23 protein-coding genes are annotated in these 22,919 nt (G+C 62.8%); 6 read left to right on the top strand and 17 right to left on the bottom strand.

The window, feature by feature from the left end; all coding sequences use genetic code 11:
- Window positions 1-124 precede the first annotated feature (124 nt).
- Window positions 125-787 (top strand): PAQR family membrane homeostasis protein TrhA, encoded by a 663-nt coding sequence (gene trhA / locus JJJ17_RS06245; protein WP_200684545.1) that lies wholly within the window; start codon window positions 125-127, stop codon window positions 785-787.
- Between the two features lie 68 nt (window positions 788-855).
- Here trhA and JJJ17_RS06240 read toward each other — a convergent pair whose 3' ends face one another.
- On the bottom strand, window positions 856-2,442 hold the full coding sequence (locus JJJ17_RS06240; protein WP_200684544.1) for a lysine--tRNA ligase: 1,587 nt from the start codon (window positions 2,440-2,442) through the stop codon (window positions 856-858).
- 99 nt (window positions 2,443-2,541) lie between these two features.
- Here JJJ17_RS06240 and JJJ17_RS06235 point away from each other — a divergent pair, with 99 nt between their 5' ends.
- Window positions 2,542-2,964, top strand: coding sequence for a tellurite resistance TerB family protein (locus JJJ17_RS06235; RefSeq protein WP_200684542.1), 423 nt, complete (start codon window positions 2,542-2,544; stop codon window positions 2,962-2,964).
- 160 nt (window positions 2,965-3,124) lie between these two features.
- On the opposite strand, the gene JJJ17_RS06230 is transcribed toward JJJ17_RS06235, so the two are convergent.
- From JJJ17_RS06230 to JJJ17_RS06210, 5 genes are all read right to left on the bottom strand, one after another.
- Entirely contained in the window at window positions 3,125-4,528 is a 1,404-nt protein-coding gene (locus tag JJJ17_RS06230) for a D-alanyl-D-alanine carboxypeptidase (protein ID WP_200684540.1), read from the bottom strand.
- The gene (locus JJJ17_RS06225) at window positions 4,525-5,127 is read right to left on the bottom strand and encodes a nicotinate-nucleotide adenylyltransferase (RefSeq protein WP_200684539.1); all 603 of its coding nucleotides are present in this window, start codon (window positions 5,125-5,127) and stop codon (window positions 4,525-4,527) included. Before JJJ17_RS06225 ends, JJJ17_RS06230 begins: the two co-directional genes overlap by 4 nt.
- Window positions 5,128-5,192: 65 nt before the next feature.
- Window positions 5,193-6,212, bottom strand: a complete 1,020-nt coding sequence (locus JJJ17_RS06220; protein ID WP_200684538.1) for a GGDEF domain-containing protein — start codon at window positions 6,210-6,212, stop codon at window positions 5,193-5,195.
- A 2-nt stretch (window positions 6,213-6,214) separates the two neighbouring features.
- A complete protein-coding gene (locus tag JJJ17_RS06215) occupies window positions 6,215-6,784 on the bottom strand; it encodes a heme NO-binding protein (RefSeq protein WP_200684537.1) in 570 nt (189 codons plus the stop codon).
- 64 nt (window positions 6,785-6,848) lie between these two features.
- Complete coding sequence (locus JJJ17_RS06210; RefSeq protein ID WP_200684536.1) at window positions 6,849-7,163, bottom strand: DUF3572 domain-containing protein; 315 nt, start codon at window positions 7,161-7,163, stop codon at window positions 6,849-6,851.
- 95 nt (window positions 7,164-7,258) lie between these two features.
- On the opposite strand from JJJ17_RS06210, the gene JJJ17_RS06205 reads away from it, so the two are divergent.
- The 3 genes from JJJ17_RS06205 to JJJ17_RS06195 all read left to right on the top strand — a co-directional run bounded on the left by JJJ17_RS06205 (window position 7,259) and on the right by JJJ17_RS06195 (window position 9,882).
- Window positions 7,259-8,644 (top strand): diguanylate cyclase, encoded by a 1,386-nt coding sequence (locus JJJ17_RS06205; RefSeq protein ID WP_200684535.1) that lies wholly within the window; start codon window positions 7,259-7,261, stop codon window positions 8,642-8,644.
- A 141-nt stretch (window positions 8,645-8,785) separates the two neighbouring features.
- Window positions 8,786-9,196, top strand: a complete 411-nt coding sequence (locus JJJ17_RS06200; RefSeq protein ID WP_200684534.1) for a DUF983 domain-containing protein — start codon at window positions 8,786-8,788, stop codon at window positions 9,194-9,196.
- Window positions 9,193-9,882 (top strand): NUDIX hydrolase, encoded by a 690-nt coding sequence (locus tag JJJ17_RS06195; RefSeq protein ID WP_200684532.1) that lies wholly within the window; start codon window positions 9,193-9,195, stop codon window positions 9,880-9,882. The genes JJJ17_RS06200 and JJJ17_RS06195 overlap by 4 nt, the downstream gene beginning before the upstream one ends.
- A gap of 45 nt (window positions 9,883-9,927) precedes the next feature.
- Here JJJ17_RS06195 and JJJ17_RS06190 read toward each other — a convergent pair whose 3' ends face one another.
- The 11 genes from JJJ17_RS06190 to nth form a co-directional block, all read right to left on the bottom strand.
- Window positions 9,928-10,698 (bottom strand): enoyl-CoA hydratase-related protein, encoded by a 771-nt coding sequence (locus JJJ17_RS06190; protein WP_200684530.1) that lies wholly within the window; start codon window positions 10,696-10,698, stop codon window positions 9,928-9,930.
- A 66-nt stretch (window positions 10,699-10,764) separates the two neighbouring features.
- Entirely contained in the window at window positions 10,765-11,217 is a 453-nt protein-coding gene (locus tag JJJ17_RS06185) for a cytochrome c-type biogenesis protein (RefSeq protein ID WP_200684528.1), read from the bottom strand.
- The gene (locus JJJ17_RS06180) at window positions 11,214-13,175 is read right to left on the bottom strand and encodes a heme lyase CcmF/NrfE family subunit (RefSeq protein ID WP_200684526.1); all 1,962 of its coding nucleotides are present in this window, start codon (window positions 13,173-13,175) and stop codon (window positions 11,214-11,216) included. Before JJJ17_RS06180 ends, JJJ17_RS06185 begins: the two co-directional genes overlap by 4 nt.
- 111 nt (window positions 13,176-13,286) lie before the next feature.
- On the bottom strand, window positions 13,287-13,775 hold the full coding sequence (locus JJJ17_RS06175; RefSeq protein WP_200684524.1) for a holin family protein: 489 nt from the start codon (window positions 13,773-13,775) through the stop codon (window positions 13,287-13,289).
- Window positions 13,766-14,377 (bottom strand): holin-associated N-acetylmuramidase, encoded by a 612-nt coding sequence (locus tag JJJ17_RS06170; RefSeq protein WP_200684522.1) that lies wholly within the window; start codon window positions 14,375-14,377, stop codon window positions 13,766-13,768. Before JJJ17_RS06170 ends, JJJ17_RS06175 begins: the two co-directional genes overlap by 10 nt.
- A 143-nt stretch (window positions 14,378-14,520) precedes the next feature.
- Window positions 14,521-15,702: an endolytic transglycosylase MltG gene (gene mltG / locus JJJ17_RS06165; RefSeq protein ID WP_200684520.1), complete on the bottom strand. Its 1,182-nt coding sequence runs from the start codon at window positions 15,700-15,702 to the stop codon at window positions 14,521-14,523.
- Window positions 15,703-15,704: 2 nt separating this feature from the next.
- Window positions 15,705-16,964: a beta-ketoacyl-ACP synthase II gene (gene fabF / locus JJJ17_RS06160; protein WP_200684518.1), complete on the bottom strand. Its 1,260-nt coding sequence runs from the start codon at window positions 16,962-16,964 to the stop codon at window positions 15,705-15,707.
- 378 nt (window positions 16,965-17,342) lie between these two features.
- A complete protein-coding gene (locus JJJ17_RS06155; RefSeq protein WP_200684516.1) occupies window positions 17,343-18,488 on the bottom strand; it encodes a Hint domain-containing protein in 1,146 nt (381 codons plus the stop codon).
- 243 nt (window positions 18,489-18,731) lie between these two features.
- The gene (locus tag JJJ17_RS06150) at window positions 18,732-19,583 is read right to left on the bottom strand and encodes a Hint domain-containing protein (RefSeq protein WP_234463889.1); all 852 of its coding nucleotides are present in this window, start codon (window positions 19,581-19,583) and stop codon (window positions 18,732-18,734) included.
- Between the two features lie 568 nt (window positions 19,584-20,151).
- On the bottom strand, window positions 20,152-21,165 hold the full coding sequence (locus tag JJJ17_RS06145; RefSeq protein WP_200684515.1) for an adenosine kinase: 1,014 nt from the start codon (window positions 21,163-21,165) through the stop codon (window positions 20,152-20,154).
- Window positions 21,162-21,824, bottom strand: coding sequence for an endonuclease III (nth, locus tag JJJ17_RS06140; RefSeq protein WP_200684849.1), 663 nt, complete (start codon window positions 21,822-21,824; stop codon window positions 21,162-21,164). The genes JJJ17_RS06145 and nth overlap by 4 nt, the downstream gene beginning before the upstream one ends.
- A gap of 261 nt (window positions 21,825-22,085) precedes the next feature.
- Between nth and JJJ17_RS06135 the strand changes: the two genes are divergently transcribed.
- Window positions 22,086-22,760: an OmpA family protein gene (locus JJJ17_RS06135; RefSeq protein WP_200684514.1), complete on the top strand. Its 675-nt coding sequence runs from the start codon at window positions 22,086-22,088 to the stop codon at window positions 22,758-22,760.
- Window positions 22,761-22,919 lie beyond the last annotated feature (159 nt).

Raw genomic sequence — 22,919 nt, 5'->3', positions numbered from 1 at the left:
TTCCACCACGCTTTCGTGTGCCATTCGCGCGCCCACCTGACGATTCGTTCAATTGTGTCCGGGGCCGGTTTGGCGCATCCTGTAGGCAAGCAATCCCCACACCCGAACGCATATCCAAGACGACATGGACCCGCAATTCCGCTTTGGCCGCAGCTATGATTTCAACGAGATCCTCGCAGATGGTATCGTCCACGGGATCGGCGTCGCGCTGGCTCTGATCGGGGCCACTGCGCTGATCTTCTATGCGACGATGTGGGCGGGGCGACCCGAACAAGTGGCGGCGTGGATCTATTGCATCGGGCTGGTCACCGCTCTGGCGATTTCCTTCACCTATAATATGCTGCCGGTATCGCGATTCAAATGGCACATGCGGCGGCTGGATCATTCCGCGATCTTCATCCTGATCGCGGCCACCTACACGCCCTTCCTGCAACGCGGCTCCGACGATCCGGTCATCTTCGCGCTGCTGATCGGCATCTGGGTCATGGCCGCCATGGGCATCACCATCAAATGCCTGTTTCCGGGGCGATATGACCGGCTGGCGATCCTGCTTTACCTGATGATGGGGTGGAGCGGCCTGCTTGCCTTCCGCTCGATCGCGACGGTGCTGCCATTCGCCTCGATGATGCTTCTGCTGATCGGCGGAGTGATCTATTCGGTCGGCGTCATCTTTCACGTCTGGGAAAAGCTGCGCTTTCAGAACGCGATCTGGCACGGCTTCGTGGTGACCGCAGCGGCAATGCATTACTCGGCGGTGCTGATGTCCTTTCACATGGACGGATCATAGCCCCAAAAAGACAGGGCCGCCCGAAGGCGACCCATTCCTGCCACGCAGCGCCTGCAACGCAGACAGCGTTACTCTGCCGAAACCAGCTCTCCGGCCAGCGCTTTCTCGATCAGCGCCCGGGTCTCGTCGATGCCGTAAAGCGCGATGAACCCGCCGAAGCGCGGCCCCTGATCGGCACCCAGCAACACCTGATACAGTGCGCTGAACCAGTCCCGCAGCGGCTCGAACCCGTGATCCTTGCCGATGGCGAAGACCATGGATTGCAGCGCCTCGGGGTCGGCAGGCTGGTCCCATGCGGCCAGACGCCCGGCCAGATCCTCCATCGCCCGCCGCTCGATCTCGGTCGGTTCGCGGAAACGCCGGTTCGGAGCCTCGAAATCGTTGAAATAGCGCACGGCAAAGCCCGCCGCCTGATCCACACCGGGATGCGTTTCGGGGCTGGCCTCGGGCGCATAGCGCTGAATGAAGCCCCAAAGCCCGTCCTTGTCCTTGGCCCCCGCGACCGAGGCAAGGTTCAGCAGCATCTGGAACGGCACCACCATGTCCGAGGCAGGGACGTTGTCGCCATGGATATGACGCACCGGATTTGCCAGCTTCTGATCGACCGTCTGATCGGCATAGGCCCGCAACTGCTGATGATATTCATCCACCGCCTTCGGGATGACATCGAAATACATCCGCTTCGCCGTCTTCGGCTTCTGATACATGAAATAGGACAGGCTCTCGGTCGAGGCATAGGTCAGCCATTCGTCGATGGAAAGCCCGTTACCCTTTGATTTACTGATTTTTTGACCATTCTGATCAAGGAACAGCTCATAGGTGAAATGTTCGGGCTTCTTGCCGCCAAGGATCTCGCAGATGCCGTCATAGATCGGCGTATTGGTGCTGTGATCCTTGCCATACATCTCGAAATCGACATCCAGCGCCGCCCAGCGGGCGCCGAAATCCGGCTTCCATTGCAGCTTCACCTGACCGCCGGTGACCGGCATCACGGTTTCCACCCCGTCCTCATCGTCAAAGGTGATGGTGCCGTTCTTCGCATCGACATGCTTGATCGGCACATACAGCACCCGCCCGGTCTTCTGGCTGATCGGCAGGAAGCAGGAATAGGTCTGCTGCCGCTCTTCCCGAAGCGAGGCCAGCATCACATTCATGATCGCGTCATAGCGTTCCGCCGCCAGCAGCAGCGTGTCATCAAACCGGCCCGATTTGTAGAATTCGGTCGCGCTGATGAATTCGTATTCAAAGCCGAACGTATCCAGAAACCGCCGCAGCATCGCGTTGTTATGCGCGCCGAAGCTGTCATATTCGCCGAACGGGTCCGGCACCGTCGTCAGCGGTTCTTGCAGATGCTGGTGCAGCATGTCCTGCTGCGGCACGTTTTCCGGCACTTTCCGCATCCCGTCCATATCGTCCGAGAAACAGATCAGCTTGGTCGGAATGTCGCTGATGATCTCAAAAGCGCGGCGGATCATCGTGGTCCGCGCCACCTCTCCGAAGGTGCCGATATGCGGCAGACCCGAGGGGCCATAGCCGGTCTCGAACAGCACGAAGCCCTTTTCAGGGTCCTTCTTCTCATAGCGCTTCAGCACCCGGCGAGCCTCTTCGAAAGGCCAGGCCTTCGATTGCATGGCGGCGTCGCGCAAGGTGGTCATCGCAATTCTCCTGTGTGTAAGCCCTGCCGGGCCAAGACCGCTTATTGAAAGCCGCAAGAATCGTCAATAATTTGACCGGGCACTGACGGAGTTAACATCATGACGATCGACCTGCCCTCGCTGTCGCCCTGTGACGCCCTTGTCGCGGTGATGGTCGCGGTATCCGCCTCGGACCAGACCTTCCGCACGGCCGAACTGGTGGCGATTCAGCGCAATGTCGATCATGCGCCGATCTTCGCGGATTACGACGCCGACCGCATCCGCGCGATCAGCCAGACGGTGATGACGCTCTTCGAGGAAGAGGACGGGCTGGACGCCCTTTTCGGTCTCGTCCGCGACGCGCTGCCGGAACGCCTGAACGAAACCGCCTATGCGCTGGCTTGCGATGTCGGGGCCGCCGATGGCCGCCTCTATGAAGGCGAAATCGCCATGCTGGCCGAGATCAGGCATCAGTTGAACATCTCGCGCCTGCACGCCGCCGCGATCGAGCTTTCGGCCCAGGTCCGCCACCGCGTCCTCTGATAACGCAACACCCACCGTGCGATAGCGGTGTACAGCCTGTGCATATCCGGTGCATGGGCCGTGCACGCCCTGTGCGCCGAAAACCCCTGCATTTGCTGGCTCACGCCGCTTACGGCTTCTTCGTTGCACAAATACCGATTGCAACGCCCGCAAGTGTTGCTCAGGCCCGCCCCCAAGAGTTCAGGATCACCCGCTGCAACCGCTTCGCATCGCGGGTCCAGCCCAACACCCCGGACGGCAGCTCTTGCCCCGAGGTCGCCTGATGCCGGGGCGGGTCCATGCACAGCACCGCAAAGCTGCGTTGCACCCCGTTACGGCCCCGCACATATCCCGCAAGGTTCGAGACGAAATTCAACGTCCCGGTCTTCGCCGCCACCTGCCCCGCGCTTGAGGGATCCGTGCCCAGATCCTCATCCAGCGGATTTTGCTTCAGAATTCCCGGCAGCCCCGCCGCCAATCCCGGCCCGGCCAACAACCGCGCCATCCCCCGCGCGGTCACCCGACTATCCGGCGACAGGCCCGAATGATCGGCCAGAGTGAACCCAATCCCCTGCCCTTGCACCACCAGCCATGCCTGCATCCGCCGCGCCGACTGCGCCAGATCCGGCGCGCCGCTGGCATGCAGCCCAACCAGTTCCGCCGTCAGATTGGTCGAATATTTCAGCAATCCCCGCAAAATCTCGACCAGCGGCTTGCTGTCCAACCCTGCCAGTTCAACACCCTCGGGCAGCGTCTCGATCACTTCCGGCGTGGGCAGAACCAGCCCCCGCGCCCGGCACAGCGTCTGAAACACATCGCCCGCATAAAGCTCTGGCTTGCGGATCGGAAGCCAGCGACTGCCCGCCCCGCCCGCCGCCCGTCGCGACATGGTCCAGCTTTCCCGGTCACCCTCATCGCGATAGGCGAACAGATCGGCCTGATCCGTGGCCGCCGCCGTCACCGAATAGGCGCGGGGCGAGTTCCGCGCCGCCCGCGCCTCCAGCGACATCTGCACCGCACCGTTGGCCCGCCGCCAACCCAGATGCACCCGGTTGAAGTTCAGAACCATCCCCGACAGCGCCGGATTATAGGCCAGATGATCCGCCTGCCCCGGCGCGATTTCCTCGATCCGCGGCAGAGCCCCACCCCAGACGGCAAAGCGCGCCGGGCTGGTCACACCGGCGGCCACCAGATCATCGGCCAACGTCGCCAGATCGTCAGTGCTCAGTTCGGGATCGCCGCCCCCGGCCAGCACGATCATATCGCCCGCCCGGATCACCCGCGTCCGAAACCTGTGCCCCGCCCCAAGATGCGACAACGCATAAAGCGCCGTCACCGCCTTCAGCGTGCTGGCAGGTGGCACCGGCTCATCCGCGCGACCGCCCTGCAACAGATGCCCGTCGCTGGTATCCGTCAGCGCATAGGCCACATCGCCCGGCAGCCCCGCCGCACCGATCAGCCGCGCCGCATCCAGCGCGGGCTTGCCCGGCGGCCTCCGGTCCAGCCCCTGTGCCAACACCTGCGAGGGAACCAACCCCGCCAGCGCCAGCCCGGTCAAAAATCCCCGGCGATCAATCCGGCTCATCGTCTTTCTCCCTTAGCCCGGCGCAACGCGGTCGAGGACAGCTTCGACATCGGCAGGTTCACCTGCACCCATGCAGGCGTCGGACTATCGGCCAGCAATCCCGCCTTCTCGACCGGCAACCGCCACCGGCGCAACACCTGCGCGGCCACGGCATTCCGCGCCGCCAGACGAGTTCCCGGCCGCGCCAGAACCCCGATCGGCACCATATCGGCGATCTCGCGCCAGCGATCCCAGTGATGAAACTGCACCAGATTATCCGACCCCATCAGCCAGACGAAATGCACACCCGGATAAAGATGCTTTAACGCCGAAATCGTGTCGGCGGTCATGCGGGTCTGCAACCGGGCCTCGATATCGGTGACCACCACATGCGGATCGACCAGCAGCTTTTGCGCCCTTGCGATCCGCTCGCGAAGCGGGGCCGGGCCATGCGCCTTCAACGGATTTCCCGGCGTGACCAGCCACCAGACCCGGTCCAGCCGAAAGCGCTGCAACGCGGCTTCGGTGATGTTCACATGCCCTTCATGGGCGGGATCGAAGGATCCGCCCAGCAGGCCGATACGCATTCCGGGCAAAGCCACAGGCAAACCGCTTCTCATCCATCCGCTTTAGAGGATCGCCCGCGCCAAGCCAACAAGCGCCCGCAAGCTCTTGCCGATCTTCATCAAACCAATGGCTTCTGCAGGATCGTCGCCCGCCGCCGCCCGGCATTTTTCGAGCGGTAGAGCGCGGTATCGGCATCCCGCAGCATCTGTTCTGGGGTCAGGCCGCGATAACCATCCGACAGCACGATCCCGATACTGGCCGAGACGGCAGAGCCGCCATCCGCCGTAACCCTGACAGCCTCGATCCCGTCGATGATCCGGCGAGACAGCTTTTCAAGCGTCGGCGCGGATTGCAGCCCCGGCAGGATCAGCACGAATTCGTCGCCCCCGATGCGTGCGGCGACATCATGGCTGCGGGTGGTCTCGCGCAGGACGCAGCCCACATCGCAAAGCACGCGATCCCCCGCCTCATGGCCCAGCGTGTCGTTCACCTGCTTGAACTTGTCCAGATCCAGATGGACCAGCGCGAACGCCTTGCGGTCATCGGCATTCTGCGGATCGAAGGCCGCGTGAAAGGCAAGGCTCAGCGCGATATCCAGACCACGCCGGTTCGACAGCCCGGTCAGCGGATCGGTATGTGCCTTCACCTCGGCTGCGCGGCGCGCCTCTTCAAGCTGATGGTTGAACGAGGACAGTTCGCCCAGCACCGCCCGGTTCGCCTCGTAGAGAAACAGCAACTCCATCGCCAGTTCCGGCGGCGCGAAATCGCTGTCGGTCAGCCCCGCCGCGTTCACCGCGTCGATCAGCGCAATCCCGAATCCCAGATCGACCAGCAGAGAGCCGTCCGCCGTCTCGACCGCATGGCCGCGCAGGCTAAGCATCGGCGGGTCGATCATGCGCAGGAACAACCGCTCACCCTGCCCCGCCGCGCGCCGGATCGTCGCCGACAGTTCCTCTGTCACCCCCGGCCTGGCATCGCGGAACAGCGCCTCGACCGGCCCTGTCGCCGCGCCAATCATCTTGCGCAATGTCGGCCCGATGCCGATCACCGTTCCGTCCGCTGCCAGATGCAGATGCATCGGCAACAATTGTTCGATCACCGCGCGGTCAGCGATACGGATATCCGTCGTGCCATCCATCCTCATACCCCTCTGCCACGCGCAGCGAAGGCCGCACCAAGCTGAAAATCGCGCCCCTGAGCGAATTCGGCATCGGGGATCAGCACCCCGATCTGACTGCCCTCGACCGAGATCAGACCAAGCGCGCCATAATCATCGGCCATGACCCGAAGCATCCCGGCCAGAAGCGCCGTCCAGCCGGTCTCACGCTCCGGCAGGATCACCCGCAAATCGCCAAGGCTGCATTCGGTGACGGTGATCGCGGGCATGCAGATATCCGGCAGAATCATATGCGCGCGCCCCGGAAGCTCATCCAGCCGGATCACGAATTCCGCAAACTCGCGCCCCGAAAAACGCAGCAGCCGCCGGATCGCCTCTTGCCGCGCAAGCCATGCGCCCAAATCCTCGAACAACTCATCGGCAGGCTTCGCCAGCCTGCGCGCCGCGACATGGATGCGGCTATTGTCATGCAGTCCCTCCTCTGCCGGAAGATCTGCGGCGCGGCCCATCATCTGCTGAACCGCACCAAGCAGCGCGTCCCCATAGGTATCGCGCAGAAATTCCTCGATCGCTCTGTCTATCAGCCTGTGCATCGCTCACCTCGCATGAGGACAAGCTATAGGCGGCAAAGGTGAAAAAACCGGAAACGGCGGAAAATCAGTCCGCGTCCCAGCCATAGCTGCCCGGACCGGACAGAACCGTGCGGGCCGAGATCAGCTCGGTCGGTGACACCTGAAGCATCGCCGCCGCGTCCAGCACCCGCGAATCATCCTCAAGCAGATAATCCAGCACATGCACCGCCAGTTCGGGCCGCCCGATCATGCCGCGCAACTCTGCGGCCTCGATGCCGGTCGTGCCCAGAAAACCCGCCGCAAGCTCTGGCTGCTGCAGCAGATAAAGCAGCGCCGATTGCGCCAGTTCCTGTGCCGATTCGCGTGAATAGGCCATCCGCCCCTCCTGTTGCCGCCTCATTGGGCAGAATCCTGCAGAGCGCATGCTTGGCAACCCTTTCTTAAGGTTTCCGTGCCAGTTTCGCCCTATCGCAACCAGCATCGGGGGCCTGCGACATGACGGCACGAATCCTTGTGGCAGACGGGGTCGCCACCTCACGCATCATGCTGAAGGTGCGTCTGACCTCTGCCTGCTACGAGGTGGAGGCGGTGTCGTCTTGCACGCAGTTGGTCGCCTCGGTGGAAAGTAACAGGCCCGATCTGATCCTGTTGGGATCCGGCCTCGACGACCGTGATCTGGTGACGCTCTGCCGCGCCATCGCGCAGGAATGGCCGCAGATGACGGTGCTTGCGCTGGCCGATGGCGAGACGCGGATTCAGGCGTTGCAGGCGGGCGCCACGGCGACGCTGCCGCCCTCGGTCGATGAGCCGATGTTGCTGGCACGTATCCGCTGCCTGCTGCGCGATGCCGAGACCGGGCAGGCAACCGGGCTGGCCATGGCCGAGATGGCCGCCCCCTTCGACAATGCCCCCGGGGGCGAGGTGACGCTGGTCGCCGACAGTCCCGCGCGGGCAATGCGCTGGCGGCATCTGTTACAGGGGCGGCTGGGCTGCAGCTTCGCGATCCGCAACCCGGAAGAGGCGCTAAGTGCTGCGGCATCGGGCCTGCCCTCGGACCTTTATGTGATCGCAGCAGATATCGGCGGGCGTGGCGACGGGCTGCGGCTTTTGTCGGAACTGCGCTCACGCAGCGGATCGCGCGATGCGGCCTTCGTCGTCGCGACCGAGCCGCATCGCGATGAAATGGCCGCCATCGCCTTGGATCTGGGCGCGGGCGAGGTGCTACCAATCGATCTGTCAGAGCTTGGCAATGTCGAAATGGCGGCGCTGACCTTGCGCAATCAACTGGCCCGCAAACGCCGATCCGACCATCGCCGGGCCGAGGCGCAGCGGACATTGATCTGGGCGATGACCGATCCGCTGACCGGCCTCTTCAACCGCCGTTACGCCCTGCCGCGTATCGCCGAAATCGCCGCCGAAGCCATGCGGCAGGATCATCTGTTTGCGGTTCTGGCGCTTGATCTGGACCATTTCAAGGCGGTGAACGACCGTCACGGCCATGCCGCAGGCGATGCGGTGCTGTGTGATATCGCCCGGCGTCTGGAAACCGTGGTCGCGGATCGCGGCCTGACGGCGCGGCTGGGCGGTGAAGAGTTTCTGGTCATCCTGCCCCGCACCGGCGAGCATGAAGCCTATCGCATGGCCGAGGAAATCCGCCGCGCGGTCGAGATGCGCAGCACGCTTCTGCCGCGCCTTTCGGGCGGTGGCATGGTGTCGGTGACGCTGTCGGTCGGGCTTGCGGTCTCGGATCCCGGACTTCATGTCGGGTCCCCGGAAAGTCTGGCCGATATCTCGCTGGAACGCGCCGACCGGGCGCTGATCGCGGCCAAGACGCGCGGACGGAACCGGGTGATGCTGGCGGCATTTCAGGCGACACATTGAAAGCGAACGGACGCGCGGCGATGCGACATTTCGCCCGAGGCACCGCTTCCCGGCGATGAGATGTCGCCTGACGCTGGCGAAACCGGCACCGATCCCCTAGATTGCGTCAGGAAAATCCCGACCCGCCCGGAGATCGCCGCCATGACCCAGATAACCGCCGCCGTTGCAGGCCAAGAAGAGCGTCCGACGAAACAGGCGATGATCCGCGGCGCGCTTGGCCGCTGCCCCTCCTGCGGCGAGGGCAAGCTGTTCACGCGCTATCTGAAGATCGCCGATGAATGCCCGCATTGCGGTGAGGTGCTGCACCACCAACGCGCCGATGACGGACCGGCTTATCTGACCGTCCTGATCGTCTCGCATGTCGCCGCGCCGCTGCTGTTGGCCTGTTACATGGCATGGCGGCTGTCGCCGATGGCGATGATCGCGATTTTCGGGTTCGGCTCGATCGCCGCATCCCTGGTGCTGTTGCCACGGATCAAGGGGGCGATGGTCGGCATGCAATGGGCGCGGCGGATGCATGGTTTCGGCATCATCGAGGCGCGCAGGTCGTGAGCGGCGCGGACATCCCGATCCGCGATGCCGCCACCACAATCGTGCTGCGGCGTGGCGCGACCGGCACTCGCGTCCTGATGGGGATGCGCGGTGAACAGGCGGTGTTCATGCCGTCGAAATATGTCTTTCCGGGCGGCGCGGTCGATGCCGCCGATGCCTTAGCGCCGCTTTCGCGCCCCTTGGCGCAGTTGCATATCGACCGGCTGACGGCCGAGCCACGCCATGGCGCGGCCTCGCCCCATGCAATCGCCGCCGCAGCGCTGCGCGAACTGGCCGAGGAAACCGGGCAGTTGATCGGACAGGCTGACGGCCCGGTCAGTGACTGGCCCGGCTATGCCGAAACCCGGCTCAGCCCCGATGCCTCGGCGCTGACCTATATCTTTCGCGCGATCACCCCGCCGGGCCGCCCGCGCCGCTTCGACGCGCATTTCTTTGCCGTCGATGCGGCGGCTTTGTCGAGCGATCCCGACGATTTCAGCCGCGCCTGTGACGAGCTTTCGCATCTCCACTGGGTGCCCCTGCCCGAGGTCCGCGCCCTGAACCTGCCCTTCATCACCGAGGTGGTTCTGGCCGAATTGGCGGAACTGGCGGGCAGCGTCACCTATGATACGCCGCTGCCGGTGCCGGATACGGTGCCCTTCTTCGACAATCGCGGTCACGCGCCACGATTTTCGCAGATCATTTAGAGTAAACTGCGGCCACCGCCGAGAGCAGAGGGCAATGCCCGAACCTTACCGTCCGGTGAACACAGCCTTCCGCTTCTCCAGAAAGGCCGTCACGCCTTCGACAAAATCGGCGCTGCGCCCGGCCTGCCCCTGCATCTTCGCTTCCAGCGCCAGTTGGGCATCCATGTCATTCTGTGTCGAGGCCGCGACCAGTTGCCGGATCGACAGATAGGCCGCGGTCGGCCCGTCGGCCAGCTTGCGCGCCCGCGCCGCCACACCCTCGGCGAAATCGGCATCGGGCAAAGCCTCCCAGATCATGCCCCAATCGGCGGCCTGACGGGCGCTGACCGGCTCGGCGAAAAGCATCATCCCCATGGCCCGCGCCGCCCCGACCGAGCGTGGAATGGCAAAAGTACCACCCGCATCCGGCACCAGCCCGATCCGCGTGAAGGCCTGAATGAAGCTCGCGCTTTCCGCTGCGATCACCACATCCGCGACCAGCGCCAGATTGGCCCCTGCACCCGCCGCGACCCCGTTAACCGCCGCAATTACCGGCGCGCGGCAGCCTGTGACGGCGCGCAACATCGGCTCGTATTCTTTGCGCAGCGTGCCCTCAAGATCGGCGGCCGCCGCCCGGTCGGTCAGATCCTGCCCCGAACAGAAGGCCCGCCCCGATCCGGTCATGACCACGCAACGCACCTCTTCCGGCAGGGTGGTCAACGCCTCGGTGACCTCGGCCCGCATCTTGCTGTTCAGTGCGTTCATCACATCGGGTCGGTTGAGGATCAGCGTCGCGATGCCGTCTCGGATGCCGAACTGGATGGTTTCGTAGCTCATGAATGTCCCCCCTGAAGTCGCCGCCATCATGCCGGAAATGCGCGCCCCGAAAAGGAAGACCCTGCGTCAGTCGCGCATGATCCGGTCAAGCCGGGCCTTTTCGTCATCGCTCAACGCCTCGACCGGCATCTGCGCCACGCGCCTGCCGCGCAGGAACAGCGCCGCCGCAATCAGCCCGATCAGCGCCATCGCCGGACCCGCCAGCCACAGGACCAGATTGCCGCCTTCGGCCCGAGGCTCGAACAGCACGAATTCACCGAAACGGTCGGTCACCGCGTCGATGACCTGATCGTTGCTGTCACCGCCGACCAGCCGCTCGCGCACATAAAGCCGCAGATCGCGACTGATCGGCGCATTCGATTCGTCGATATTCTCGCCCTGACAGACCGGACAACGCAGCTTTTGCGAGATCTCGCGCGCCCGCGCCTCAAGCGCCGGATCGTCCAAAACCTCATCGGGCTGCACCGCCAGCGCCGCCATCGGCAGCGCCAACATCAGCGCAAGGATCAGCCGCCTCATTCCGCAGGCACCGCGCCGGGGACAACTCGTCTTGCCCCCGCCGCCACCCGGTAGCGCCGGTCGGTCAGGCTGATCACCCCGCCAAGCGCCATCAGGATCGAACCAGCCCAGATCCAGTTGGCGAAGGGCTTGATATAGCTGCGCACGGCCCAGCCGCCGCCGGGCTGCAGATCGCCAAGAACCACATAAATGTCGCGGAAGATGCCGTTATCGATGGCGGCTTCGGTGGTCGGCATCGCCTGCACCGGATAGACCCGCTTTTCGGGATGCAGCGTGGCAATGCGGCGACCATCCTGCGCCACATCGATCGTCGCCATGGCCGAGACGTAATTCGGCCCCTCGACCTGATCCACCTTCAGCAAGGTGAACTCATATCCGCCAAGCTGGAAAGGTTCGTTGAACTCGGCCACGCGAATATCCTCGACCTGCCACGCGGTCAAAAGGCCCACGCCGATGAAGGTCACACCCAACCCGGCATGGGCAACTGCCTTGCCCCAATCGGCACGCGGCAGACGCAGCAGTCGCGACAGGCCGGAATTGCCGGTCCGGTGGATCAACTCCGCGGCCGCGCCTGCGACCAGCCACGCGCCAAGCCCCGCGCCGATCACCGCAATGGCCGATTTGCCGGTCGAGACGGCAAAGACCAGCACCATTACCGCCACCGCAAAGATCAACGCACCGGCCAGCGGTCGCAGCACCCGCGACAACGTCGCCCGTTTCCACGGGATGATCGCGCCCAGAGGCAGCGCAAGCGCCAGCACGATCATGAACGGCGTAAACGCCTGATTAAAGAAAGGCGGGCCGACCGACAGTTTGCGATCCCACAGCATCTCGGCGATCAGCGGCCAGACCGTGCCGATGAAGACCACGAAAGCCGAGACCGCCAGCAACAGATTGTTCAGCACCAACGCGCCTTCGCGAGAGACCGGCTGAAAGACGCCCTTCGCGACCATGCCCTGCGCCCGCACCGCATAAAGCGTCAATGCGCCGCCGGTGAAGCCCGCCAGAATCGCAAGGATGAACACGCCCCGCGCCGGATCGCTGGCGAAGCTGTGGACCGAGGTGATGATCCCGGACCGCACGATGAAGGTGCCGATCATCGAAAAGCCGAAGGCCATGATCGCCAGCAGGATCGTCCAGCTTTTCAGCGCCTCGCGTTTCTCGACGACGATGGCGGAATGCAGCAGCGCGGCGGAGAGAAGCCATGGCATGAAGCTGGCATTCTCGACCGGGTCCCAGAACCAGAAACCGCCCCAGCCAAGCTCGTAATAGGCCCACCACGATCCAAGCGCGATGCCGATGGTCAGAAACATCCACGCGGCCAGCGTCCATGGCCGCACCCAACGGGCCCATGCGGCATCAACGCGCCCCTCGATCAGCGCAGCGACGGCAAAGCTGAACGCCATCGAAAGCCCGACATAGCCGAGATAGAGAAACGGAGGATGAAACGCCAAGCCCGGATCCTGCAGAAGCGGGTTCAGATCGCGCCCGTCGAATGGCGGATTTTCTAGCCGCCAGAAGGGGTTAGAGGTAAAAATGATGAAGGCGATAAACGCCGCCCCGATCGAGGATTGCACGGCCAGCACCCGCGCCCGCAGCCGTGGCGGAAGGTTGCCCCCAAAGAACGCCGCCGCCGCGCCGAACAGCGCGAGGATCAGCACCCAAAGCAGCATCGAGCCCTCGTGGTTCCCCCAGACCCCGCTGATTTTGTAAAGCATGGGTTTGGCGGTATGCGAGTTCTCATAAACCAGCCTGACCGAAAAATCCGAGGTTACGAAGGCAATGGTCAACGCCGCGAATGACAGCCCGATCAGCAGGAATTGGGCGATGGCTGCCGGGCGCGCGGCCTCCATCCAGCCGTTCCATCCCTTTGACGCGCCGATCATCGGCACGGTCATCTGGAAGATCGACACCGCAAAGGCAAGGATCAGGGCGAAATGGCCGAATTCAGCTGTCATGGCGTTTCCTTGGTCGCCTGCCAGCATAGGCGCAGGAAAAAGGGGGGAAAAGTCCCCCCTTCGTCTCATTCGTGCAATGTGAACATCGCGACTGCGACCAATCCGCGCGGATCAGCCCTGCTGCCAGTCGCGCAAGGCGGCATTGTCGGAAAAATCACCCTCGGGACGGGGTGCCGCGGTCTCGGTTTTCGGCGTAGGCCAGACGCGATTGCGCAGATAATGCGCCTCTCGCGCGCCGAAATAGAAGCCGACAATGGCGCCCAGAAGCCACCAAAGCGGTTCCGGCACCTGCTGCAATCCCTGCATGCGCAGTCCGAACCCGGTCGGCTCGGCCATGGCATAGATGAACAAAGCCATCGTTCCCAAGGCCAGCAGAGGTCGAGGAAGCCTGTTCAACCCGTTGACCAGACTGTCAAACCAGCTGACCGGAGCAAGCTGGAACTCCTGCCCCAACTGTCCGATGGCGCGGGCATAGGCTTCCTCATCCAGCTCCATCCGCCGGGTGGCATTCTGGGTGAACACCTCGGCCACACCCGATGCGGCGCTGCCAAGCGCGGTCACGGCAGGCGCGATGCCCAGAACTCTGTCGATCACGCCCATTTTGCGGTCCTTTCACGATGCTGAGCCTCGGTCAGGCGATAGCGGGGCGAGATGAACTCTTCCGCCCGGACGATCCAGCCGCCTTTCCCGCCCGCCCTGGTCCGCGCATATTTGCGGCTGGCCGGGCGCTGATCTGCCAAGGCGTAGTAATAGTTGCGCCGGGCGATTCCATAAGCATCGGCCAGATGCGCAGGCGCGGCCCCTGCCGCAGCCTTCACCGCCGCGACCGTCTTAGGCCCGATCACACCGTCATCGATCGCCGCGAACCCCATTCGGCTGACCAGACGCTGCAGGATTTTCACGGCATTGGTTCCGGCGTTTACATACATGTCGAAAACGCTGGCCTGCACCGCCTCGGGCAATTCCCCCAGCTTTGGCCGCCTGAAGTAATGCTCGACGAAGATCCGCTGCGCCTGATCGCGGGTCAGCGCCCGCACATCGGCCAGATCGACACGGCCATCCCGGTTCAGATCCATTGCAAGGCTGCGCATCGTGTCGATGGTCACCCCGTATTTCGTGGCCCCGCCCGGATCGTCCGGATCGTTCACAAAGCCCCCTTCCCGCGCAACGATTTCGCGCGCGACATCATCCACACTCAGCATGATACCCCCGTTTGCCGGTGAAAATGCCGACAAGGGTCCGTGCAGGAGCTTAATGTAAGGCTAATGGGCCGCGCGTTGCGCGAATGTCGAGCGAGCGCAGAAGCCGGGCAGGTTCACTGCAACCCACCCGGCCGATGCATCGATTATCCGTCGCCCTGAACCGGGCTGTCGGCCGGCTCACCCCGTTGCCGCTCGATCTCGCGCCAGCGTGCCACGGCTGCGTTATGTTCTTCCAGATTGCGCGAGAAGGCGTGGCCCCCGGTGCCATCCGCGACAAAGAACAGATAATCCGTCTCATCGGGATGCAAAGCCGCACGGATCGCAGCGCGGCCCGGATTGGCGATCGGCGTCGGCGGCAAACCGTCCACCCGATAGGTGTTGTAGGGCGTGACCCGGTTAAGCTCGGACCGGCGCAAACCACGATCCAGAACTCCCTCGCCGCCGGTGACGCCATAGATCACCGTCGGATCGGTCTCCAGCCGCATGCCCTGACGCAGCCGGTTGACGAAAACGCTGGCCACCTGCGGACGCTCGGCCGCGACGCCAGTTTCCTTTTCAACGATCGAGGCCATGATCAGTGCCTCTTCCGGCGTCTCATAGGGAAGGCCGAAATCGCGATCCTCCCATTCCGTCGCAAGAATTGTCTGCTGACGTTGCGCCATATTGGCAAGCAATGTCGCGCGATCCGCCCCGCTTTCGACCTCATAGCTGTCCGGCGCAAGCGAGCCTTCTGCCGGAACCTCGGCGACCTCGCCCGACAGGAAGCCTGCGGCTTTCAGACCTTCGACTACCTGCCAGCTTGTCACCCCTTCGGCCATGGTGATCCGCAGACGCGCATCGGGCTTTTGCGCGGCGGCGGTGATCGCTTCGGGCTGTTCCTCATTGGCGGGGTTGAACCGCGCCATTTCCTCGAACGCGCCGGTATCGGGGTTCATGTCGCGCAGCAGGATCGCATTGCCGCGCACACCGACCAGAAGCTGCACCTCGGTCCCGCAGGACGAGGGACCGCCCGCAGTGATTGCGTTCACGATATCCTGCATGCTGGCTTTCGGCGGCACCAGATAGCTGCCGAATTTCAGATCGCGCGACTTGTCCATGTAATCGGCACCAGCGCGGAAGATGTAACCGCTGGAGACGGCCCCCTGCTCGGCCAACTGCTTGCTGACCGCGTTCAGGCTGGCCCCCGGCGCCACGCGGACACATTGCGCGACCTCGCTGTGACCCGGCCCGGTGAATTCATGCCGGGCCCATGCGATAGCCGCCGCCGCGCCGATCAGCACGACGATCATCAGCGTCAGAAAGTTCGAGGCGATGTTGCGCCACATGATCAGTCAACCCGGCCAAGGATCAGGCTGGCATTGGTGCCGCCAAAGCCGAAGCTGTTCGACAGGGCGACATCGACCTTGCGCCGGACGGCAGCATTGGCGGCTAGATCCAGCTTGGGCGTCACCGCCGGATTGTCCAGATTGATCGTCGGCGGGCAAATCTGGTCGCGCAAGGCCAGCACGCAGAAGATCGCCTCAACCGCACCCGCCGCGCCAAGCAAATGCCCGATGCTGGATTTGGTCGAGGACATCACCACGTTGGCCGCATGATCGCCCATCAGCCGCTCGACCGCGCCAAGCTCGATCGTGTCGGCCATGGTGCTGGTGCCGTGGGCATTGATATAGTCGATCCGGTCCGGCGTCAGACCCGCCGATTTCAGCGCGTTCTGCATCGCCCGGAAGCCGCCATCGCCATCCTCGCTGGGCGCGGTGATGTGATAGGCGTCGCCCGACAGGCCATAGCCCAGCACTTCGGCGTAAATCTTGGCCCCACGCGCCTTGGCGTGTTCGTATTCCTCCAGCACGACGACGCCCGCGCCCTCGCCCATAACGAAACCGTCGCGATCTTCGTCATAGGGACGGCTGGCGGCCTGCGGATCATCGGCGCGTTTGGTGGACAGCGCCTTGCAGGCGTTGAAGCCCGCGATCCCGATTTCGCTGATCGGAGATTCCGCACCGCCTGCCACCATCACATCCGCATCGCCCAGCATGATCAGCCGCGCCGCATCGCCAATGGCGTGCGCCCCGGTGGAACAGGCGGTAACGACCGCATGGTTCGGCCCCTTGAAGCCAAACCGGATCGAGACCTGACCCGAGATCAGGTTGATCAGCGCGCCCGGAATAAAGAACGGGCTGACCCGCTTCGGCCCGCGTTCCTTGATCAACACAGCGGTTTCGGCAATCGAGGTCAGCCCGCCGATGCCAGAACCGATCATCACGCCGGTGCGGATACGATCTTCCTCATCCTCGGGTTTCCAGCCGGCATCCTCAACCGCCTGAACGGCGGCGGCCATGCCGTAAAGGATGAAGTCATCGATCTTGCGGCGATCTTTCGGCTCCATCCAGTCATCGGGGTTGAAGCTGCCGTCGCTGCCATCACCAAAGGGGATCTCGCAGGCGTATTTCGTCACCACGTCCTTCGGATCAAACCGGGTGATCGGACCCGCGCCCGATTGCCCGGCAAGGATACGTTCCCACGTCGCCTCGACACCCGAAGCCAGTGGCGTGACCATTCCCAACCCGGTGACAACAACCCTCCGCATCGGCGACTTTCCTTTACGCTGCCTGTTCGTTCCCGCCCTGATACACGCCGGATTCTGGCCGCGCAACGCCGCGCTGGCGGAACCCGCCGATGGACAAGGGCGCGAAGCCGCAGGCAAACACCGCCAAAAGCAAGAGGATCGGGCGACATCGCCACCGGAGGCACAATGCAGCGCATACCCGGCCGGCGGGCGTCACTAGCTTTACGAAGGGCGTTTTATGGGACCGCTTTGGAGTGGGCATTCATTGCTGCGCCCGTCTCCGAGTGGCGCGTCCTACGATCGTGACAGGCATCGTGAGGAACCGCACAAGCGCGACTTGTTTCCCGGCGCGCGATCTACCTTCAACGATGAAATCGCAGAAAAATTAGCTTATTCCGATCAGGCACGCGATGAACCTCCGGGCTGGTTGATCGCTGCCACATAGACCGGGCGCCCCTTGTTCAGATGCCGCTCGGCCAGTTGTCGTCCGCGACGCCCATTGAGCAGCATCCGCGCCGGGACCGGCAATGCATTGGTCGCTGCCAGTTCCGGGAACAGGGACATGATCTCGTCCCGCGCGGCTTCCGGGACGGATTTCATCGCTTCAGGGCCAGTAAACAGCGATTCCGTTGGCGCACCGTTCGAGAAAACAATCTCGTGACGATCAAAAAGGATATGCAGATAGGTCACCGAATCCGCGACCCGATCCACCTCGATCCCCGGCAGCCCGACCAGATGCTTGGCGGCGACCAGCACCTCTTCAGCGCCGAACATCCGCCGTGCGATGGCGGATCTCACCAGCACCCGATGTTGCGGCGAGACCCGCAGATCAGCCACAGGCAAACCCTCACCCAAAGCGCCCGCCGCGATCAGGATCGGCCGAAGATGATCATTGCCTGCGTGAAGCTCCATCGGCCGACCACCTGTCCAACGCAGGATCTGCACACCGTTGTCGCGGGTCAGAACCGCATCGCCCGCCTTCAGATCCTCGACCAGACGTGGCCCGTCATGCGTGTCGATCAATGTGCCGGGCGTGAAGCAGGCGATGAAATTATCGCAAACCCGGTTGACCGATAAATTGCCGATATGGCCCGCATTAAAGGTGGTGAAAACGGACTGAATCGCCTTGGCCGCCAGCGCCTTGCCAGCGGCGTCCATCGTTTCCGAGGGCGCAAGAAAGAGGTTGCCTTCCGTATCCTGAAAAATCCGGGCCTCTATGCTGGCCTTGGTCCCGTCGGTATAGGTGACCTGCATCCCGCATTTCGTCTGCCCGTCAAACACCGTCGTGACCTTCCCCGAGCCCAGATTGAAACTGATCTGGTCATAGCTCTTGGCGGTATTATAGGTGTCCAGCGCATTTTTGGCCCCGACCCTGTCGATCGTGGTAATCCCGACGACATGGCGAAACAGAGGATCGCTGGCGCTGCCGTAATTCTTTCCCAGAAAAGAGCCGATCCCTTCAGACATCTGCGGATTGACGCTGTTTTCAATCGAATCAAGCTGTTGGGTGAACTTTCCAAGATAGATGGCATTCCAGGTAGGCATGGCAACCCCGCACTCGCGACACTCAACATCGCCACCTGACCGATGAAGGAACCCGTAATCGTCGGTGACAAATGCAGGTTACAACAGATCATCTACCTATCAACCTTCTGAATAAAAACGATTTTACGTAATGTTTCGACAATTCTCCTATAACCCGACAACCCAACCCATGCTATTCGGGCAAACGAAAACCCGCCCTGTCGGCAGACAGAACGGGTTTGAAATGATAGCTGCCGATCCTGTTCAGAGCGCCGTCTGATAAATCGGTTGCCGATTGTTGCGATGACGCTCTGCCAGTTGCCGACCGCGCCGACCGGGGACAAGCAGCCGGATGGGTTCGCGCGCCTCCATCTCTTCGCCGATCTCGATCAGTTCGGGGAACAGTTCGAATATCTCGGCCCGCGCCGCTTCAGAGACCGATTTCAGCGCCATCGGACCGGTGAACAGCGACTCCGTCGGCGCACCATTCGAAAAGACGATCTCATGCCGATCCAGCAGCAGGTGGACATAAACGATCCTCCGCGACGTCTGATCCACCGAAATTCCCGGCAGACCGACCAGATGCTTTGCGGCAACAAGGACCTCTTCCGTCCCAAACATCCGCCGCGCCACAGCCGAGCGGACCAGCACCCGATGCTGGGGCGAAACCCGCAGATCGGCCTGCGGAAGCTCTTCTCCCAACGCACCGGCAGAAATCAGGATGGGGCGCAGATGGTCGTTGAGATCCGTCAGTTCGATCCGTTGCGATCCGGTCCAGCGGAGCGGCTGCGGACCATGATCCTGCGTCAGCAGCCTGTCACCGACCCGCAACGCCTCGACCCGACGCAAACCGGCGGTCGTCTCGATCATCGTGCCCTCGGCGAAACAGGCGATCAGGATGTCGTTCAGCCTGTCAATCGGCAGGTCCCAGATATGGCTGGTCCTGCTGTCCCCCGGAACAGCGGCTTCAGGCGCGACAAAGACAGAGCGGATCGGTTTGGCCATTGAACTGGCGTCATCATCCACCGGGGTCGCCATGAACAAATTCCCGTCCGCATCCTGAAATAGAGTTCCTTCAACCAGAGCACTGGTGCCGTCACCATATGTCAGCGTCATATTCGTCAATATGCTCGGATCGAATGTCATCTGATTAAATTTGGCGCCCGGCATATCGTCGGGTGATAAATCGCTGATCGCTGTGCTCGGGATCGCGTGGCCGAACAAGGGTTCCGCCTCGCTGCCATAGGATCGCCCATAGAACGCATTGGCGGATATGGCGGGGTTCATCGGGCTTTCCGTCGCATCACGCTGCGCCAGAAAATTCCCAAGAAAAATTGCCGTCCAGGTCGCCATAATACGCTCCAATCGAGTTATTCACCCGCTTTGGTCGGAAATATTCTGCAAATTGCGACAGCGCTCTGACGAGCGCCCGGATCACGATGAACCATCGCATCGTCCCGGATCGCGTACCTGATACTTTCAAACAGGATGCTTCGTCGAAAATCGCCGGTCAACCTGTTGGTTTAGTTTAATTGAAAGAAGAATTTATGGCGAGCAAAGGTTAACATTTTGATCGACTTATAAACGGCGCGATTTTCCCGAAAAGCCGGGGCGCAAAGCGCTCCGGCCCAGCCGACAGAACGAATCACCTGTCAAAGACAGGGCAGACAACAGGAATCTTCGATCAGATCAGGCCTTCGGCACGAAAATCTTCGCGCAAATCACGTTCGGGACGCGGGCCGACATGGCTGATCACTTCGGCTGCCGCGATGCAGCCCATCCGTCCGGCCGCCTGCAGCGGCGCCCCGGTCGCCAGACCGTAAATCAACCCCGCGGCAAACTGATCGCCCGCCCCCGTCGCATCCACCGGCACGACCCGGTGGACCGGCGCCGTCACCCGCTCGCCCTCGCGGATCAGGATCGCGTCGTCGCCAGAGCGCGTGCAGATCACCGTTCCGCAAACCGCCACCGCCTGCGCCAGCGCGGCTTCCAGATCGGTGGTCTGATAAAGCGAGGTCCATTCGTGGACATTGCCGATCACATAATCCATCGGGCCTGCGACCAGCTTGCGGAAATCCTCGCGGTGACGATCGACGCAGAACGGATCGGACAGTGCAATCCCGGCCTGTCCGCCTGCCTCATGACAGGATTTCGCAGCCTTCAGAAACGCCTCTTTCCCCTTCGGCTTGTCGAAGAGATAGCCTTCCAGAAACAGCCAGCCCGCACCCTGAAACACCGCCGGGTTGACATCATCCGGACCCAGTTCAGCCGAGATGCCCAGATAGGTGTTCATCGACCGCTCGCCATCAGGCGTCACCATGATGATGCTGCGCGAGGTCGGCAATTGATCGCCACCAATCGGTGGATTGACGAAAACCGTGCCCGCGGCCTCGGTCTGGGTGGCATAGGACTGCCCAAGCGCATCATTCGCCACGCGACCGATAAACGCCGTCTTCAGACCCATGCTGCCGATCCCGGCCAGCGTATTCGCGACCGAGCCGCCCGGCACCAGACGCGCCTGTGACCGCCCCGGCCCGTGATCGTCGGCCTGCGCGGCCATCAGATATTCCGACCGTTCTCGCTCGATCAGTTGCATGATGCCCTTCTGTACCCCAAGCGCCTCAAGCCGCGCATCGTCGGTGGGTGCAATCACGTCCATGACAGCATTGCCGATGCCGATCACATAGGGGGTGGTCATATGGTCTTCTCCTCATAGGGGCACAGGTCGCTGATGATGCAGACTGCGCAGCGCGGGCGTCGCGCCTGACAAATATAGCGGCCGTGCAGGATCAGCCAATGATGGGCATCCTGCTGGTAGCGGACGGGAACGTTGTTTTCGATCGCGCGCTCAACCTCATCGACATCGCGACCGGGGGCGATATGAGTGCGGTTTCCGACACGAAAGATATGCGTGTCAACGGCTTGCGATGGAAAGTTGAAAGCGCTGTTCAATACCACATTGGCGGTCTTGCGACCCACGCCGGGCAACGAGGTCAGCGCGGCGCGGCTGTCGGGCACCTCGCCGCCGAACTCATCCACCAGAATGCGCGACAGGGCGATGACGTTCTTGGCCTTCTGCCGGAAAAGGCCAATGGTCTTGATATGCTCGGTCACGCCTTCGACGCCCAGTGCCAGCATCGCCTGCGGCGTGTCGGCGATGGCGAAAAGACCCTTGGTCGCCTTGTTCACCCCCACATCGGTCGCCTGCGCCGACAAAGCCACAGCCACCACCAGCGTATAGGGATTGGTGAAATTCAGCTCGGTCTCGGGCTTCGGATTCGACTCTGCCAGCCGCGAAAAGATCGCGACCTGCTGGGAAAACGGCAAGGGAGGTGGCAAGCGCCGGGTCTGAGCCATGACCCGCCGGTTTTCGCCCCAGTGACGCCTTAATGCAAGCCCGACCCGACGCGGGCGAAAGATCGCCGACGCGATCTTGCCGATCACCGGCTTATCGCTCCTTTGTGACGGAAAACCAGAGGGTTCCACGACAGCGTGACTTCCCTTTCCATCGGAACTGCGACAGCTTGACGCGCGTTAGAAAACGGCGTCGGAATCGGCGCCACAGGAATTGAACGGGGCCGACAGGGCCCGAAAGCGTGAACAGGAAAGGCTGATCCCATGAGTTTCCGCGTCCCAACCATCCTTGCCGCCTCTGGCCTCATGGTCCTTGGAGCCTGCACCGACCCGTCGATGAACGGCGGCACCGGCACCGGAACCGGCATGAGCCGCACCCAACAGGGCGCGCTGGCCGGTGCTGCTCTTGGCGCGCTTTACGGCGTTAGCCGCGACAGCGACAGCAATAATGAAGGCCGTGACGCCGCGCGCGGTGCGATCCTTGGCGCCGCTGCGGGTGCGGTTGCGGGCAATATCCTCGACCGTCAGGCACGCTCGTTGCAGCAATCGCTGTCCAACCCGAACATTCAGGTCGTGAACCACGGCTCTTATCTGCAAGTGGTCCTGCCCGAAGGCATCCTCTTCGCAACCGACTCGGCCGCCGTGTCGGGCGTCGCGCAGAACGACCTTTATGCGGTCGCGCGCAACCTGAACCAATATCCGAACAGCCGTGTCGAAGTGGTTGGCCATACCGACAATACCGGCTCGGCAGCCCACAACCAGGATCTGTCGCAGCGCCGCGCACAATCGGTCGCGAATATCCTTGCAGCCGCTGGCGTTCAGTCGGGTCGTCTTGCAGCCACGGGCCGTGGCTTCAACCAGCCGATCGCCTCGAACGACACCGCATCGGGCCGCGCGCAGAACCGCCGCGTCGAAATCCTGATCCGCCCGACCAACTAAGCCGGATCGTCACAACGCAGAAAGGGCCGGTTTCCACCGGCCCTTTTTCATTGCCGATCACACAACTCCGCCCGATTTCTTCGTTGCACAAATACCGTTCTTTTGACCTGCCCGAACCCGCACGACCCAAAGAAAAACCTCCGGCCCATCGGACCGGAG

Source organism: Paracoccus caeni (genome assembly GCF_016629665.1).
Taxonomy (GTDB): domain Bacteria; phylum Pseudomonadota; class Alphaproteobacteria; order Rhodobacterales; family Rhodobacteraceae; genus Paracoccus; species Paracoccus caeni.
Note: the sequence above shows the minus strand (reverse complement) of the source record. Positions and strands in the feature narration are given on the sequence as shown.

What these genes read in the sequence shown, in the direction of transcription:
- trhA (WP_200684545.1), top strand. Translation starts at nt 125, where the DNA reads ATGGACCCGCAATTCCGCTTTGGCCGCAGCTATGATTTCAACGAGATC.
- JJJ17_RS06240 (WP_200684544.1), bottom strand. Translation starts at nt 2,442, where the DNA reads ATGACCACCTTGCGCGACGCCGCCATGCAATCGAAGGCCTGGCCTTTC.
- JJJ17_RS06235 (WP_200684542.1), top strand. Translation starts at nt 2,542, where the DNA reads ATGACGATCGACCTGCCCTCGCTGTCGCCCTGTGACGCCCTTGTCGCG.
- JJJ17_RS06230 (WP_200684540.1), bottom strand. Translation starts at nt 4,528, where the DNA reads ATGAGCCGGATTGATCGCCGGGGATTTTTGACCGGGCTGGCGCTGGCG.
- JJJ17_RS06225 (WP_200684539.1), bottom strand. Translation starts at nt 5,127, where the DNA reads ATGAGAAGCGGTTTGCCTGTGGCTTTGCCCGGAATGCGTATCGGCCTG.
- JJJ17_RS06220 (WP_200684538.1), bottom strand. Translation starts at nt 6,212, where the DNA reads ATGGATGGCACGACGGATATCCGTATCGCTGACCGCGCGGTGATCGAA.
- JJJ17_RS06215 (WP_200684537.1), bottom strand. Translation starts at nt 6,784, where the DNA reads ATGCACAGGCTGATAGACAGAGCGATCGAGGAATTTCTGCGCGATACC.
- JJJ17_RS06210 (WP_200684536.1), bottom strand. Translation starts at nt 7,163, where the DNA reads ATGAGGCGGCAACAGGAGGGGCGGATGGCCTATTCACGCGAATCGGCA.
- JJJ17_RS06205 (WP_200684535.1), top strand. Translation starts at nt 7,259, where the DNA reads ATGACGGCACGAATCCTTGTGGCAGACGGGGTCGCCACCTCACGCATC.
- JJJ17_RS06200 (WP_200684534.1), top strand. Translation starts at nt 8,786, where the DNA reads ATGACCCAGATAACCGCCGCCGTTGCAGGCCAAGAAGAGCGTCCGACG.
- JJJ17_RS06190 (WP_200684530.1), bottom strand. Translation starts at nt 10,698, where the DNA reads ATGAGCTACGAAACCATCCAGTTCGGCATCCGAGACGGCATCGCGACG.
- JJJ17_RS06185 (WP_200684528.1), bottom strand. Translation starts at nt 11,217, where the DNA reads ATGAGGCGGCTGATCCTTGCGCTGATGTTGGCGCTGCCGATGGCGGCG.
- JJJ17_RS06180 (WP_200684526.1), bottom strand. Translation starts at nt 13,175, where the DNA reads ATGACAGCTGAATTCGGCCATTTCGCCCTGATCCTTGCCTTTGCGGTG.
- JJJ17_RS06175 (WP_200684524.1), bottom strand. Translation starts at nt 13,775, where the DNA reads ATGGGCGTGATCGACAGAGTTCTGGGCATCGCGCCTGCCGTGACCGCG.
- JJJ17_RS06170 (WP_200684522.1), bottom strand. Translation starts at nt 14,377, where the DNA reads ATGCTGAGTGTGGATGATGTCGCGCGCGAAATCGTTGCGCGGGAAGGG.
- mltG (WP_200684520.1), bottom strand. Translation starts at nt 15,702, where the DNA reads ATGTGGCGCAACATCGCCTCGAACTTTCTGACGCTGATGATCGTCGTG.
- fabF (WP_200684518.1), bottom strand. Translation starts at nt 16,964, where the DNA reads ATGCGGAGGGTTGTTGTCACCGGGTTGGGAATGGTCACGCCACTGGCT.
- JJJ17_RS06155 (WP_200684516.1), bottom strand. Translation starts at nt 18,488, where the DNA reads ATGCCTACCTGGAATGCCATCTATCTTGGAAAGTTCACCCAACAGCTT.
- JJJ17_RS06150 (WP_234463889.1), bottom strand. Translation starts at nt 19,583, where the DNA reads ATGACGCTGACATATGGTGACGGCACCAGTGCTCTGGTTGAAGGAACT.
- JJJ17_RS06145 (WP_200684515.1), bottom strand. Translation starts at nt 21,165, where the DNA reads ATGACCACCCCCTATGTGATCGGCATCGGCAATGCTGTCATGGACGTG.
- nth (WP_200684849.1), bottom strand. Translation starts at nt 21,824, where the DNA reads ATGGCTCAGACCCGGCGCTTGCCACCTCCCTTGCCGTTTTCCCAGCAG.
- JJJ17_RS06135 (WP_200684514.1), top strand. Translation starts at nt 22,086, where the DNA reads ATGAGTTTCCGCGTCCCAACCATCCTTGCCGCCTCTGGCCTCATGGTC.